This is a genomic window from Streptomyces sp. NPDC006265 (assembly GCF_040613555.1).
Classification (GTDB): Bacteria; Actinomycetota; Actinomycetes; order Streptomycetales; family Streptomycetaceae; genus Streptomyces.
Genome location: NZ_JBEXSH010000143.1, coordinates 1 through 13,831, shown reverse-complemented (window position 1 = coordinate 13,831; position 13,831 = coordinate 1). Strand labels below are relative to the sequence as shown.

Genomic DNA, 13,831 nt, shown 5'->3' with positions numbered 1-13,831 from the left:
TCCCGGCAGTCCGCTCTGCGGTTCCTCGGGGTCACCTCGCCCCCGCCCCTCCCCAAAGGAGCGCCCTCTGATGCGGTTTCGCCCCCCATCCCCGGCTCCTGGTGCGGGGCCTGCGGCGGCGGGGTGGCGGCTGGGCCACGGCCGGGGCCCTGCTCCTCGCGCACGGCGCACTGGGCCTGACCTACGCCTTCACCCACCCCCGCGACTGACACGTCCGGCGCGTGGGACGGCCGACGCCGGCGCTCCCCCGCTCCTCGCCGCGTGGGCCGGCCGAAGACGACGCGTCCCTACTCGTCGTCCTCGTCGTCCAGCCGCGCCAGCCACGTGGCCAGCCGCTCCACCGGTACCTCGAAGTCGGGATTGAGATCGACGAACGTCCGCAGCTGCTCGGCGAGCCACTCGAAGGTGACCTCCTCCTCGCCGCGCCGCTTCTCCAGTTCCTCGATGCCACGGTCGGTGAAGTACATGCCCTCAAGGATAAGTGCGCGCAAACGGCCGGGCCGCACCCCCGATGCGGGGATGCGGCCCGGCCGTACAGGACGCGCGAGGGCGACTTACGCCTCGAACACCTCACGCACCAGCTGCTCCTGCTCCGCCTGGTGCCGCTTCGCGGAACCCACCGCCGGGGACGAGCCGTGCGGGCGGGAGATCCGCCGCAGCCGCTCGCCGTGCGGGACGTCCGCGCCGACCGCCAGGTCCAGGTGGTCGATCAGGTTGAGCGCGATGAACGGCCAGGCACCCTGGTTCGCCGGCTCCTCCTGGGCCCACAGGTACTTCTCGGCGTTCGGGTACTTCTTGATCTCCGCCTGGAGCTCGGCACCCGGCAGCGGGTACAGGCGCTCGATGCGGATGATCGCCGTGTCCGTGGCACCGCGCTTCTGACGCTCGGCCTCGAGGTCGTAGTAGACCTTGCCGGCGCAGAAGACGACCTTCCTGACCGCGGCCGCGTCGACCGAGGAGTCACCGATGACCGGCTGGAACTGCCCGGTCGTGAACTCCTCCGCCTTCGCCGCCGCCGCCTTCAGGCGCAGCATCGACTTCGGCGTGAAGACCACCAGAGGCTTGTGGTGCGGGTTGTGCACCTGCCACCGCAGGAGGTGGAAGTAGTTCGACGGCGACGTCGGCATGGCGACCGTCATGTTGTTCTGCGCGCACATCTGGAGGAAGCGCTCCGGGCGGGCCGAGGAGTGGTCCGGGCCCTGGCCCTCGTAGCCGTGCGGCAGGAGCAGGACGACACCGGAGGTCTGGGCCCACTTCTGCTCGGCCGACGAGATGAACTCGTCCACGACCGTCTGGGCGCCGTTGACGAAGTCGCCGAACTGCGCCTCCCACATCACCAGCGCCTCGGGGCGGGCCAGCGAGTAGCCGTACTCGAAGCCCATCGCCGCGTACTCGGAGAGGAGGGAGTTGTAGACGTTGAGCCGCGCCTGGTCCTCGGAGAGGTACTGCAGCGGCGTGTACTCGTCGCCCGTGGTGCGGTCGATGATGACCGCGTGGCGCTGGCCGAACGTACCGCGCTGCGAGTCCTGGCCGGCCAGGCGGACCGGGACGCCCTCCAGCAGAAGGGAGCCGACCGCGAGGGTCTCGCCCATGCCCCAGTCGATCGTGCCGTCCTCGACCATCGACGCCCGGCGCTGCAGCTGCGGCAGCAGACGCGGGTGGACGGTGATGTGGTCGGGGATGTTGACCTGGGACTCGGCGATCCGCTTGACGACCTCCGTGGTCACAGCGGTGTTCACGGCGACCGGGAACTCGGCCTGCGGGTCCGTGGACTCGACCGTGCCCGGCTGGGACGTGGCCTCACGGACCTCCGTGAAGACCTTCTCCAGCTGGCCCTGGTAGTCCTGCAGCGCCTGCTCGGCCTCTTCCAGGGTGATGTCGCCGCGACCGATCAGGGACTCGGTGTAGAGCTTGCGCACCGAGCGCTTCTTGTCGATCAGGTCGTACATCAGCGGCTGGGTGAAGGCCGGGTTGTCCGACTCGTTGTGACCGCGGCGGCGGTAGCAGATGAGGTCGATCACCACGTCCTTGTTGAACGCCTGGCGGAACTCGAAGGCCAGACGGGCCACACGGACCACGGCCTCCGGGTCGTCGCCGTTCACGTGGAAGATCGGGGCCTCGATCATGCGGGCCACGTCCGTCGCGTACATGGAGGAACGCGAGGACTCGGGGGCCGCGGTGAAGCCGACCTGGTTGTTGATGACGATGTGGACCGTGCCGCCGGTGCGGTAGCCGCGCAGCTGCGACATGTTCAGGGTCTCGGCCACCACGCCCTGGCCCGCGAAGGCCGCGTCGCCGTGGATCGCCACCGGCAGGACCGTGAAGTCCGTGCCGCCCTTGTTGATGATGTCCTGCTTGGCGCGCGAGACGCCCTCCAGGACCGGGTCCACCGCCTCCAGGTGCGAGGGGTTCGCGACCAGGGAGACCTTGATCTGCTCGCCGTCGAGGCCGGTGAAGGTGCCCTCGGCGCCCAGGTGGTACTTCACGTCACCGGAGCCGTGCATCGACTTCGGGTCGAGGTTGCCCTCGAACTCGCGGAAGATCTGCGCGTACGACTTGCCGACGATGTTGGCGAGGACGTTCAGGCGGCCGCGGTGGGCCATGCCGACGACGACCTCGTCCAGGCGGGACTCGGCGGCCGAGTCCAGCACCGCGTCCAGCAGCGGGATGACGGACTCGCCGCCCTCCAGGGAGAAGCGCTTCTGGCCGACGTACTTCGTCTGCAGGAACGTCTCGAAGGCCTCCGCCGCGTTCAGCCGGCGCAGGATGCGCAGCTGCTCCTCGCGCTCCGGCTTGGAGTGCGGGCGCTCCACGCGGTCCTGGATCCACTTGCGCTGCTTCGGGTCCTGGATGTGCATGAACTCGATGCCGGTGGTGCGGCAGTACGAGTCGCGCAGGACACCGAGGATGTCGCGCAGCTTCATCATCGACTTGCCGGCGAAGCCGCCGACGGCGAACTCGCGCTCCAGGTCCCAGAGCGTGAGGCCGTGCTCGTTGACGTCCAGGTCGGGGTGCTTGCGCTGCTGGTACTCCAGCGGGTCGGTGTCGGCCATGACGTGGCCGCGGACCCGGTAGGAGTGGATCAGCTCGAAGACGCGGGCGGCCTTCGTGACGTCGTCGTCGTGGCTGGCGTCGATGTCCTTGAGCCAGCGGACCGGCTCGTAGGGGATGCGCAGCGCCTCGAAGATGTCGTCGTAGAAGCCGTTCTCACCGAGGAGGAGGTTCGCGACGATCCGCAGGAACTCGCCGGATGCGGCGCCCTGGATGACCCGGTGGTCGTAGGTCGACGTGAGCGTCATGACCTTCGAGATGCCGAGCTTGTTCAGCGTGTCCTGGGACGTGCCCTGGAACTCGGCCGGGTAGTCCATGGAGCCGACGCCCATGATCACCGACTGGCCGGGCATCAGACGCGGCACGGAGTGGACGGTGCCGAGGCCGCCGGGGTTGGTCAGGGAGACCGTCACGCCGGTGAAGTCGTCCATGCCCAGCTTGCCGTCGCGGGCGCGGCGGACGATGTCCTCGTAGGCCTGCCAGAACTCGAAGAAGTTCAGCGTCTCGGCCTTCTTGATGCCCGCGACCACGAGCTGACGGTCGCCGTTGGGCTTGACCAGGTCGATGGCGAGGCCGAAGTTGACGTGCTCCGGCTTGACCAGGGTCGGCTTGCCGTCCTTCTCCGCGAAGGAGTAGTTCATCGACGGCATGGCCTTGATGGCCTGCACCATCGCGTAGCCGATCAGGTGCGTGAAGGAGATCTTCCCGCCCCGGGCGCGCTTCAGGTGGTTGTTGATGACGATGCGGTTGTCGAAGAGCAGCTTCACCGGGACCGCGCGCACGGACGTGGCCGTGGGCACCTCCAGGGAGGCGTTCATGTTCTTCGCGACCGCGGCGGCGGGGCCGCGCAGCACGATCTGCTCGGGGCCCGGGGGGGCCTCTCCGGCGGGCTCGGCCTTCTTCGCGGCGGCGGCCGGCTTGGCTGCAGGCTTCGCAGCCGGGGCGGCCTGCGCCGGAGCGGGGGCCTGGGCCGGAGCCTGGGCCTGCGCGGCGGGCTTCGCCTGGGCCGGAGCCGGCGCGGCGGCGGGCTTCTCGGCCGCCGGGGCGGGGGCCTGGGCGGGGGCGGCCGGAGCGGCCGCCTGAGCGGTGGTGGTCCCCGCGGCCCCCGCGGCCGCGGTACCCGCCGGAGCCGAGGCGGCGGCCGCCCCCGGCTTGTAGTCGGCGAAGAAGTCCCACCAGGCTCGGTCTACCGAATTCGGGTCCTGGAGGTACTGCTGATAGATCTCGTCGACGAGCCACTCGTTGGCACCGAACGACGCGGCAGGGTTCTTCCCCGCTTGGTCGGTGTCGGTCGAGATGCTCGAGTTACTGGGGGACTGTGGCGACACGGCGGCAACCGCCCTCTTCCGCTTCACAAGATGATGGACAGCGGGAATCAAGGCTACGCCCCCTGGACGGGGAAGGTCAGGCCGGGCCCGTGCAACGTCGTGCAAGTCACATCTGGAACTGTGTTTCGGGGCTTGAAATGGCGGGAAACAAGCGTGGTTCCGCTTCAGGAGGGAAGAGCGGGGCAGGACCCCGGGCGCCGATGGCGCGGGCCTGTGCCAGATCACACGTGTCGGTCAGCAAGGACGTCCGTGGATCTTGTGGCTCCGCTTCGAACTTTACGTCAACTTGGCAGAGGTGCCAGTCCCGGAAGGGTGACAAGAATCCGGCAGCCCCGCTCGGATTCGGCCACTCCGATCCGGCCCCCGTGCAGGTCCACCGCCCAACGGGCGATCGCCAGGCCGAGTCCCGTGCCGCCGTCGCTGCCCGGCCCCTGCGGCCGCTTGGTGGTGCCGCGGTTGAACCGCTCGAAGACGCGGTGCCATTCGGACTTCGGAATGCCGGGTCCCTCGTCCAGGACCTCCAGCTCCAGCGACTCCGGCAGGGCGCCGCGCCGCGCCTTCACCGTCACCCGGCCGTGCGGGGGGCTGTGCTTGACCGCGTTGTCGATGAGATTGGCGACGACCTGGTGGATGCGCTCCGGGTCGGCGTGCGCGGTCAACTCCGGGGGGTGGACGTCGAGGTGCAGATGGACGTCCGTACGGGTGTGACTGCCCGAGCCGGTCGCGATGCCCGCGCGCACGGAGGCGACCATGTTGGCCTCCTTGAGTACGCCGGACAGATACGGCCATACCTCGAACCGTCGCTGTTTCAGCGGTACGACGCCGTTGTCCAGGCGGGACAGGTCCAGCAGCGTCTCGACCAGCCGCCCGAGGCGCTCGGTCTGCTTCAGTGCCGTGCGCATCGTCTCCGGGTCGGCCCGCGTGACCCCGTCGACGATGTTCTCCAGCACCGCGCGCAGGCCCGCGATGGGCGTGCGCAGCTCGTGCGAGACATTCGCCACGAGTTCCTTGCGCTGGCTGTCCTGGGCCTCCAGCTCGTCGGCCATGGCGTTGATCGTCACGGCCAGGTCGCCCAGTTCGTCACGGCGGTTCTCCCGCGTGCGGCGGGTGTAGTCGCCCTGCGAGATGGAACGGGCCACCGCGGTCATCTCGTCCAGCGGTGCGGTGAGTGAATGGGCGACGAACTGCGTGATGAGAAGTGTGGCGATCATCGAGAAGACCGTGATGAAGCGCAGCTCCGTCTTGGTGTGCACCGCGATCACCGACAGGCCCGTGGTGATCAGCACCGAGATGACGACGAGCGCACCCAGCTTGGTCTTGATCGAGAACGGGCTCACGCCGCCCCAGGGATCCGGCTCCCCGGGGGCTCTCCGTCCGGCCGGGCCACCGCTCATGGCGTCGGGGTCTCCAGGGCGTAACCGACGCCGTGCACCGTGCGGATCCGCTCGGCGCCGATCTTCCGGCGCAGCGCCTTGATGTGGCTGTCGACCGTGCGGGTGCCGGAGGCGTCCGCCCAGTCCCAGACCTCGGCGAGCAGCTGCTCACGGGAGAGCACCGCGCGTGGGGTGTTCGCCAGGCACACCAGCAGGTCGAACTCGGTGGGCGTCAGGTGGACGTCCTCGCTGCGCACCCGGACCCGGCGCTGCGCGTGGTCGATCTCCAGCTCACCGAGGCGCAGGATGCCGGAGCGGGGGGTGGCCGCCGCGATGGCGGCCCGCTCCACCCGCCGCAGCAGGACGTGCACCCGCGCCGCCAGCTCCCGCATCGAGAAGGGCTTGGTCATATAGTCGTCGGCACCGACGCCGAGCCCGACCAGCATGTCGGTCTCGTCGTCGCGCGCGGTGAGCATCATCACCGGCACCGGGCGGGCGGCCTGCACGCGCCGGCAGACCTCCAGCCCGTCGAAGCCGGGCAGCATGATGTCGAGGATCAGCAGGTCGGGCTGCCACGCCTCGGCCGTGTCGACCGCGGCCGGGCCGTCACCCGCTGTTTGCACGAGGAATCCCTCGGCCCGCAGGCGGGTCGCGATGGCGTCCACGATCGTCGCGTCGTCCTCGACCACCAGGACCCGGCGCTGTGCGCCCGGAGTAGCCGTCGCCGAACCGTTGTGGGAGGTCTGTGTCTGCTCCATCGCCCGCCCCTGGGGTGTGCTTTCCCGGAATCAGTGGGGTGATTCCTTCTGACTGGCTATGCCTGCGCATGGTTGCGATTGACGCTTGAATGATCGGCGTCAGAGGAGCAGCGTACGGGGAGTCAGCACGCCTTTGCTATCCAGGGCGGATGCCGAGGTGCACCACGTCCGGAACGCCCCGGGCAACCGGGATCTCTTCGGTACGCACCCGTTGGAACCCGGCATTCCGCAAGGTTTCTTCGAATTCCGGTGACGGCTGGGCGGACCAGACGGCCAGAACCCCGCCGGGTCTCAACACCCTTGCACAGCTTGCCAGTCCGGCTGCCCGGTAGAGATTTCCATTGCCCTCCGTGACCGTCCAGCCGGGTCCGTTGTCGATGTCGAGGCATAGGGCGTCGTACGTGTCGGATGTCTCATTGACGTGTGCGACGAGATCGGTTTCGACGATTTGCGCGCGGGGGTCCGCCAGCGCCCGGGCGGACAGGGCGGAGAGCGGGCCGTCCAGATGCCATTCGACGATCGCGTGCTCGCGTTCCACCACCGTGATCCGTCCCCAGCGCGGGTCCGCCGCGGCGTGCGCGAGGGAGAAGCCGACGCCGAGTCCGCCGATCAGGACGTGGGGGCGGTCCCGGCCGTCCAGGGCGTCCAGCGCCGCGTCGACCAGCCGCCGCTCCGAGCGGCCGTCGGAGGTGTCCATCAGGAAACAGCCGTTGGCGATGATCTCCAGCAGGTCACCGTGCCGCCGCAGCGCCACCTCACCGTGCGGGCCCTCGCGACGGTCCAGGACATAGGGAATGTCGTACGAGCTAGGCATGGGGGCATCCTGGCAGGAGTGGGCGGCGTGACGCCCGGCAATTCATGGGGGGACGCAGCACGAGGCTTTCGGGTTGCTGTGAATCGGCTCTCGCGTGGCGCAGGTCACAGACAGCGCGGAGTGCGGAGCGAAGGCTGGGACGCGACGGAAGGAGTGCCCGTTTTGGAACGCACCGCGCCGCCCCACGAGCCGGCCACACCGATGTCGGCGGACGCGCCCTTCTCCGATGTGCCGGGGCTGCTCGACGGGGTGCCGCGGCAGCGGGGTCCGCGCGGGACGGCGGTCGCGGAAGGAAGGGAGCCCGTTCCGGCGGCAGCGCCCCGGTCCTGGACACTCCGCCCCTGGCTGCTGCTGCCCACCCCCACGGGTACGCCGTTCACCTTCGGCTACGCCACGGTCCTCTGCCTCACCTCGCTGATCGCCGCGTACGCGGACCCCACCCTGGTGCGCGCCCTGCTCCAGAGCTCCAGTACGGACGTGGCGCACCTGGTGCGCACGCCGGAACTGGTGCTGATCGGCAGCGCGCTGTGGGTGGCCGGCGGGGTGACCTCGCCGTTCGCCATCGCCTTCGTGCTGGTGCTGACCGCGCTGGAACGGCGGATCGGAGGCCTGCGCACGGCCGGGGTCTTCCTGCTCGGACATGTCCTCGCCACCCTCGCCACCGAGGTGCCCGTGGGGCTCGCGGTGCTGACCGGGCATCTTCCCGGCAGTTCCCTGCACCGCCTCGACTACGGCGTCAGCTTCGGGGTCGCCGCGGGTATCGGCGCCCTGGCCGGTCTGCTGCCGCTGTGGCTGCGCCTGCCGCTGCTGGCCGGCTTCGGCTGGATGCTGCTCCAGGACCTGCTGGCCTTCGCCGACCCGATGACGAACTGGGGGCACCTCATCACCCTGGGCATCGGGCTCGCGACCTGGCCGGTGGTCCGGCGCCGGCACGCGGCACGCCCAGGCCGGACCGGAGGCTGACCGCCGGGCTCCTCAGGCCCGAGCGTAGGCCGACGGGCCCTGCTTCGCGCTGGTCAGCAGGCCCACCACCTCCCAGCCCAGTGCCTCGTAGAGCCCTCGCCCGGCGGATGTCCCGGCCAGGACGCCGGTCCGTGCCCCCTGCCGGACGGCGGCGTTCTGCAGGGTCCGCATGACGAGGCCGCCCAGACCCTTGCGGCGGTGTTCGGGGGCCGTCTCGACCTGGTCGACGACGGTGGTCCCGCCCGTCGGGGCGATCTGGCCGCGTGCCGACAGGGATCCGTCCGGCGCGGCCACCATCACGCGGGTCACCCCACCGCGCGACCCCCCCGCAGCCGGTAGCCGTCGAGGGTGGCCGGAGCGCCGTCCGCCGCCGGCGGGAGCGTCATCAGAAAGCCGGGCTCGGGGTCGATCCACCAGCTGTCGTCCAGCCGGCCCGCTACCACCGACGGATCCCGGAACGCCTTCAGCCACACGCCCTGCCCGGTCACCGCCCCGGCCGCCTTGCGCACGGTCGTCTCGTCGAGACCCTCGTCCGTCGCGCCGAACACATGCCGCGTGACGTGCCCGCACATCCCCATGTCGATCGTCCACCCCACGGCTCGGCCAGGGGCGGAGCGGCCTCGCGGGACACGACCCATCCGTTCACCCACGCCCGCACGGTTCCGTCCACACCACCCCCTTGTAATGAGTGACTGTCCTGACCGCCTATTACTCGGTAGGGCTCTATGCGCCCGTCCGCCCCCGGCGTCATGGGTGATCGCCGACAGCGAACAGCGGGTGGGGAACATCCGGCCCCGCTCAAGCATTGAGTCGGCATAGCTCAACTTGACTGCCGAAGGGGAGATCATGGCTTCGACGTCCACACCGCTCACCTTGCCCGTGTTGCCGCTCGACGGCGAGGTCGTGCTGCCCGGCATGGTGGTCCCGCTGGACCTGAGCGATGCCGAGGTCCGTGCGGCGGTGGAGGCCGCTCAGGCCGCTGCCCGGACAACACCGGGCAAGCCCCGGGTACTCCTGGTGCCGCGCATCGACGGGACCTACGCGAGCACCGGTGTCCTCGGCACCGTCGAGCAGGTCGGCCGGCTGGCCGACGGCGACCCGGGCGCCCTGATCCGCGGCCGGAGCCGGGTGCGCATCGGTGCCGGGACCACCGGTCCCGGCGCCGCCCACTGGGTGGAGGGCCCCAGCGTCGACGAGACCGTCCCGGAGCCGTTGCCCGGGCAGACCGCCGAACTGGTCAAGGAGTACAAGGCCCTCGCCACCGCCTGGCTGCGCAAGCGCGGCGCCTGGCAGGTCGTCGACCGGGTCCAGGCCATCGACGACGTCTCGGCGCTCGCCGACAACTCCGGCTACTCGCCGTTCCTGACCACCGACCAGAAGGTCGAGCTGCTGGAGACCGCCGACCCGGTGGCCCGGCTGAAGCTGGCCACCCAGCAACTGCGCGACCACCTCGCCGAGCAGGACGTCGCCGAGTCCATCGCCAAGGACGTCCAGGAGGGCGTCGACAAGCAGCAGCGCGAGTTCCTGCTGCGACGTCAGCTGGAAGCCGTCCGCAAGGAGTTGCGCGAGCTGGGCGGCGAGCAGGAGGGCGAGGAGTCCGACGACTACCGCACCCGCGTGGAGGCCGCCGACCTGCCCGAGAAGGTCCGCGAGGCCGCGCTCAAGGAGGTCGACAAGCTGGAGCGGTCCTCCGACCAGTCGCCCGAGGGCTCCTGGATCCGCACCTGGCTCGACACGGTCCTGGAGATGCCGTGGAACGAGCGCACCGAGGACGCGTACGACATCAGGGGCGCCAAGGCGGTCCTGGACGCCGAGCACTCCGGTCTCGAGGACGTGAAGGAGCGCATCACCGAGTACCTGGCGGTGCGCAAGCGGCGCGACGACCGGGGCCTCGGCGTGGTCGGCGGGCGGCGCGGCGGTGCCGTGCTCGCGCTCGTCGGGCCGCCCGGCGTCGGCAAGACCAGCCTCGGCGAGTCCGTCGCCCACGCCATGGGCCGCACGTTCGTGCGCGTCGCCCTCGGCGGCGTCCGCGACGAGGCCGAGATCCGCGGCCACCGGCGCACGTACGTCGGCGCCCTGCCGGGCCGGGTCGTCCGGGCCATCAAGGAGGCCGGGTCGATGAACCCGGTCGTGCTGCTCGACGAGATCGACAAGGTGGGATCGGACTTCCGGGGCGACCCGGCCGCCGCCCTGCTCGAAGTGCTCGACCCGGCGCAGAACCACACTTTCCGGGACCACTACCTGGAGGTCGAGCTGGACCTGTCGGACGTCGTCTTCCTCGCGACGGCCAACGTGCTGGAGGCGATCCCGGAGGCGCTGGCCGACCGGATGGAGATCGTCCGCCTGGACGGCTACACCGAGGACGAGAAGGTCGTCATCGCCCGTGACCACCTGCTCCCGCGTCAGCTGGAACGGGCCGGGCTCGACAAGGACGAGGTGACCATCGACGAGGGCGCGCTGCGCAAGCTCGCCGGTGAGTACACGCGTGAGGCCGGCGTGCGCACTCTGGAGCGGTCCGTCGCACGGCTGCTGCGCAAGGTCGCCGCCCAGCACGAACTGGGCGAGCGAAAGCTGCCGCTCACGGTCCGGGACGAGGACCTGCGCGACCTGATCGGCCGGCCGCACCACGTGCCCGAGTCCGCCCAGGACCCGGCCGAGCGGCGGACGTCCGTGCCGGGTGTGGCGACCGGGCTGGCGGTGACCGGGGCGGGCGGTGACGTGTTGTTCGTCGAGGCGTCGCTGGCCGACCCGGAGACGGGCGCGGCCGGGCTGACCCTGACCGGACAGCTGGGCGACGTGATGAAGGAGTCCGCCCAGATCGCGCTGAGCTTCCTGCGCTCCCGCGGCGCCGAGCTGGAGCTGCCGGTGGGCGATCTCAAGGACCGGGGCGTGCACATCCACTTCCCGGCGGGCGCGGTCCCCAAGGACGGCCCGAGCGCGGGCATCACGATGACCACGGCCCTCGCGTCCCTGCTGTCCGGCCGGCTGGTCCGCACGGACGTGGCGATGACCGGCGAGGTCTCGCTGACCGGGCGGGTCCTGCCGATCGGCGGTGTGAAGCAGAAGCTGCTCGCCGCGCACCGGGCCGGTGTCACCACCGTGATCATCCCCAAGCGCAACGAGCCCGACCTTGACGAGGTCCCGGCGGAGGTGCTGGACAAGCTCGACGTCCACGCCGTCACCGACGTCCGCCAGGTTCTGGAGCTGGCGCTCGCGCCCGCCACCGCGGGTGCCGCGCCGGAGGTTCCGGCCGCGGCGATGGCGGCACCTCCCAGGCTTTAGGGCAAGGCCGTGAAGTTAGTGGGTCTGGTGTGGCTGTAGATGGGGTCTGATCTGGAAGGACGCCGGACGCGAGAAGCGGAGCCCCGGTAGAACTGGCTGGTCCGCCAAGACAAGCCGTTCACAGCACCGGAGGCTCCGCTGTCGGGTCAGTGTGTCATCAGCCGCGAGATCGCGGTAGCCGAAGGTCTCTTCGCCCCCGGGCATCTGGGTGAGCTGACGCAGATCGTGCCGTTCGAGTTGGTCGATGCGGTGCTGGCCGAGTGCGGGGCGGTGCAGCGGCGGCTGCGGAAGCTGCCGGCCCGGGTGGTGGTCTACCTGCTGCTGGCCGCCGCCCTGTTCGAGGAGTGCGGTTACCAGGCGGTGTGGGCCCGGCTGACCGCCGCCCTGGGCTCGCTGCCGCTCCCGAGGGTTACGGGCACTGCCCTGTGGCACGCGCGATGCCGCCTCGGGGTCCGTCCGCTTCGGGCCCTGTTCGACCTGCTGCGCGGCCCGGCGAGCGCGGTCCGCACCGCCGGGGCCCGCTGGGCGGGCATGCTGGTGGTCGCCGTCGACGGCACCTACCTGGACGTCGCCGACGCCCCGGACGTGCGGGCCGGGCTGGGCAAGGGGTCCAACCAGTACACCGCCGCCTCCGGGTACCCGCAGGTCCTGCTCGTCGCACTGGTGGCGTGCGGCACCCGCGCGGTCGTCGACGCAGTCTTCGGCCCCCGCAAACCCGGCGAGCCGGTTCTCGGACGGCGCCTGCTGCGCTCGGTGCACCCGGGCATGATCGTGCTGCTGGATCGGGGATTTGCCACCAACGCCTTCCTCCAGGCCGTGGCGGGTACCGGTGCCGGATTCCTGGCCCGGCTCTCCGCCGTGCGCAAGCCGCCCGTCCTGCGCCGGTTCGACGACGGCTCCTTCCTGTCCCGGATCGGCTCGGTGGAGGTCCGCATCGTCGAGTGCGAGATCACCATCGCCACCACCGCCGGGCGGCACACCGGCGTCTACCGCCTGGCGACCACCCTGCTCGATCACCGCCAATACCCGGCGTTCGAGCTGGTCAGGCTGTATCACGAGAGGTGGGAAGTGGAGTCCGCCTACTTCGCGATCAAGAAGTCCATGCTCGGCCGCCGTGTGCTGCGGGCCCGCACTCTGCCGGGCATCGCGCAGGAGATATACGCACTCCTGACCGTCTACCAGGTGATCAGGATCGCCATCGCCGACGCCACCGGCACCGTCCCCGGCACCGACCCGGACCGGGCCGGCTTCAGCATCGCCCTGCAGACCGCCCGCGACCAGGTCATCCGGGCCGCGGGCGTGATCGCCGACACCACCATCGACCTCGTGGGCACGATCGGCCGGGCAGTCCTGGACAATCTCATGCCCGCCCGCCGACTGCGCGTCAGCCCCCGCGCCGTGAAGCGGCCACTGTCCCGCTACGCCTACAAGAGCCTGCGCGTCGACCGGCGCACCTACAAGGCCACCATCAGCATCGACATCCTGTTGACAGGCCCGATCAGCCCATAACTTCACGGCCTTGGCCTAAAGGGGCCGTTGCTCCACCGTGAACAACTGCTCCTCCACGTGGTCCAGGGCCAGGCGCAGGGCGCCGGTTGCCACTGCCGCGTCTCCCAGGGCGGAGAGGGTCACCTCCGGGGGGCGCAGGCAGTAACGGGCGAGTTCCTCGCGAAGGGGAGCCAGGACACCGTCCAGGCCTGCCGCCCAGCCGCCGATGACGACCAGCTCCGGGTCCAAGGCCAGGACGAGGGCCGCCACGTCGTGGACCAAGCGCTGATTGAAGCGGTCCACGGCCGCCCGGGCCCGCTGGTCGCCCTCGCGGGCCTGTGCGAAGACCTCGGCCACGGCCTGCTCGTCGAGCGGGTGGAGAGGCTCGTCCGTGGTGGACAGAAGCGTCTCGGGCGTCACCCCCCGGCCCAGCAGATGCAGCGCGCCGATCTCGCCGGCCGCTCCGCCGTGGCCCCGGTGCAGCCGGCCCCCGATCAGTGCCCCGGCGCCCGGGCTGAGCCCCGCCAGCACGAACACCACGTCGTCCGACTCGGTGGCCGCGCCCTTCCAGTGCTCGGCGACGGCCGCCGCGTTGGCGTCGTTCTCGACCAGCACCGGGCACTTGAACGACCGGCCAAGACGCTCGCCCAGCCGCAGCCCCGTCCACCCCGGCAGCGCCGTGCCCAGCCGCACCGTGCCGTCGGCCTCGACGATCCCCGGCGTCGCCACGCCCACGGCCCGCAGCGAGCCGCGTGCGACCCCGGCCCGCCGCAG

At 70.8% G+C, this 13,831-nt stretch carries 11 protein-coding genes; 3 read left to right on the top strand and 8 right to left on the bottom strand.

Going from position 1 to position 13,831, the window contains the following annotated elements:
- Positions 1 to 287: 287 nt before the first annotated feature.
- The 5 genes from ABZ281_RS14625 to ABZ281_RS14605 form a co-directional block, all read right to left on the bottom strand.
- Positions 288 to 467, bottom strand: coding sequence for a DUF6104 family protein (locus tag ABZ281_RS14625; RefSeq protein WP_003992906.1), 180 nt, complete (start codon positions 465 to 467; stop codon positions 288 to 290).
- 87 nt (positions 468 to 554) lie between these two features.
- The gene (locus tag ABZ281_RS14620) at positions 555 to 4,379 is read right to left on the bottom strand and encodes a multifunctional oxoglutarate decarboxylase/oxoglutarate dehydrogenase thiamine pyrophosphate-binding subunit/dihydrolipoyllysine-residue succinyltransferase subunit (protein WP_356655457.1); all 3,825 of its coding nucleotides are present in this window, start codon (positions 4,377 to 4,379) and stop codon (positions 555 to 557) included.
- 281 nt (positions 4,380 to 4,660) lie between these two features.
- Positions 4,661 to 5,773 (bottom strand): HAMP domain-containing sensor histidine kinase, encoded by a 1,113-nt coding sequence (locus ABZ281_RS14615; RefSeq protein ID WP_356655455.1) that lies wholly within the window; start codon positions 5,771 to 5,773, stop codon positions 4,661 to 4,663.
- Complete coding sequence (locus tag ABZ281_RS14610) at positions 5,770 to 6,510, bottom strand: response regulator transcription factor (protein WP_030851757.1); 741 nt, start codon at positions 6,508 to 6,510, stop codon at positions 5,770 to 5,772. The genes ABZ281_RS14615 and ABZ281_RS14610 overlap by 4 nt, the downstream gene beginning before the upstream one ends.
- Before the next feature lie 136 nt (positions 6,511 to 6,646).
- Positions 6,647 to 7,324 (bottom strand): spermidine synthase, encoded by a 678-nt coding sequence (locus ABZ281_RS14605; RefSeq protein WP_356655453.1) that lies wholly within the window; start codon positions 7,322 to 7,324, stop codon positions 6,647 to 6,649.
- Between the two features lie 162 nt (positions 7,325 to 7,486).
- Here ABZ281_RS14605 and ABZ281_RS14600 point away from each other — a divergent pair, with 162 nt between their 5' ends.
- Complete coding sequence (locus ABZ281_RS14600) at positions 7,487 to 8,287, top strand: rhomboid-like protein (RefSeq protein WP_356655451.1); 801 nt, start codon at positions 7,487 to 7,489, stop codon at positions 8,285 to 8,287.
- A gap of 12 nt (positions 8,288 to 8,299) precedes the next feature.
- Here ABZ281_RS14600 and ABZ281_RS14595 read toward each other — a convergent pair whose 3' ends face one another.
- A complete protein-coding gene (locus ABZ281_RS14595; RefSeq protein WP_356655449.1) occupies positions 8,300 to 8,584 on the bottom strand; it encodes a GNAT family N-acetyltransferase in 285 nt (94 codons plus the stop codon).
- A gap of 8 nt (positions 8,585 to 8,592) precedes the next feature.
- Positions 8,593 to 8,883, bottom strand: coding sequence for a hypothetical protein (locus tag ABZ281_RS14590; RefSeq protein ID WP_356655447.1), 291 nt, complete (start codon positions 8,881 to 8,883; stop codon positions 8,593 to 8,595).
- A gap of 250 nt (positions 8,884 to 9,133) precedes the next feature.
- Here ABZ281_RS14590 and lon point away from each other — a divergent pair, with 250 nt between their 5' ends.
- Together lon and ABZ281_RS14580 are read left to right on the top strand one after the other, a co-directional pair.
- Complete coding sequence (gene lon / locus ABZ281_RS14585; RefSeq protein WP_356655445.1) at positions 9,134 to 11,569, top strand: endopeptidase La; 2,436 nt, start codon at positions 9,134 to 9,136, stop codon at positions 11,567 to 11,569.
- A 138-nt stretch (positions 11,570 to 11,707) separates the two neighbouring features.
- Positions 11,708 to 13,078: an IS4 family transposase gene (locus ABZ281_RS14580; RefSeq protein ID WP_356655459.1), complete on the top strand. Its 1,371-nt coding sequence runs from the start codon at positions 11,708 to 11,710 to the stop codon at positions 13,076 to 13,078.
- A 15-nt stretch (positions 13,079 to 13,093) separates the two neighbouring features.
- Here the strand turns inward: ABZ281_RS14580 and ABZ281_RS14575 are convergent.
- The coding region (locus tag ABZ281_RS14575) for an ROK family protein (RefSeq protein ID WP_356655443.1) at positions 13,094 to 13,831 on the bottom strand (738 nt) is incomplete at its 5' end.

What these genes read in the sequence shown, in the direction of transcription:
- ABZ281_RS14615 (WP_356655455.1), bottom strand. Translation starts at nt 5,773, where the DNA reads ATGAGCGGTGGCCCGGCCGGACGGAGAGCCCCCGGGGAGCCGGATCCC.
- ABZ281_RS14595 (WP_356655449.1), bottom strand. Translation starts at nt 8,584, where the DNA reads ATGGTGGCCGCGCCGGACGGATCCCTGTCGGCACGCGGCCAGATCGCC.
- ABZ281_RS14625 (WP_003992906.1), bottom strand. Translation starts at nt 467, where the DNA reads ATGTACTTCACCGACCGTGGCATCGAGGAACTGGAGAAGCGGCGCGGC.
- ABZ281_RS14605 (WP_356655453.1), bottom strand. Translation starts at nt 7,324, where the DNA reads ATGCCTAGCTCGTACGACATTCCCTATGTCCTGGACCGTCGCGAGGGC.
- lon (WP_356655445.1), top strand. Translation starts at nt 9,134, where the DNA reads ATGGCTTCGACGTCCACACCGCTCACCTTGCCCGTGTTGCCGCTCGAC.
- ABZ281_RS14610 (WP_030851757.1), bottom strand. Translation starts at nt 6,510, where the DNA reads ATGGAGCAGACACAGACCTCCCACAACGGTTCGGCGACGGCTACTCCG.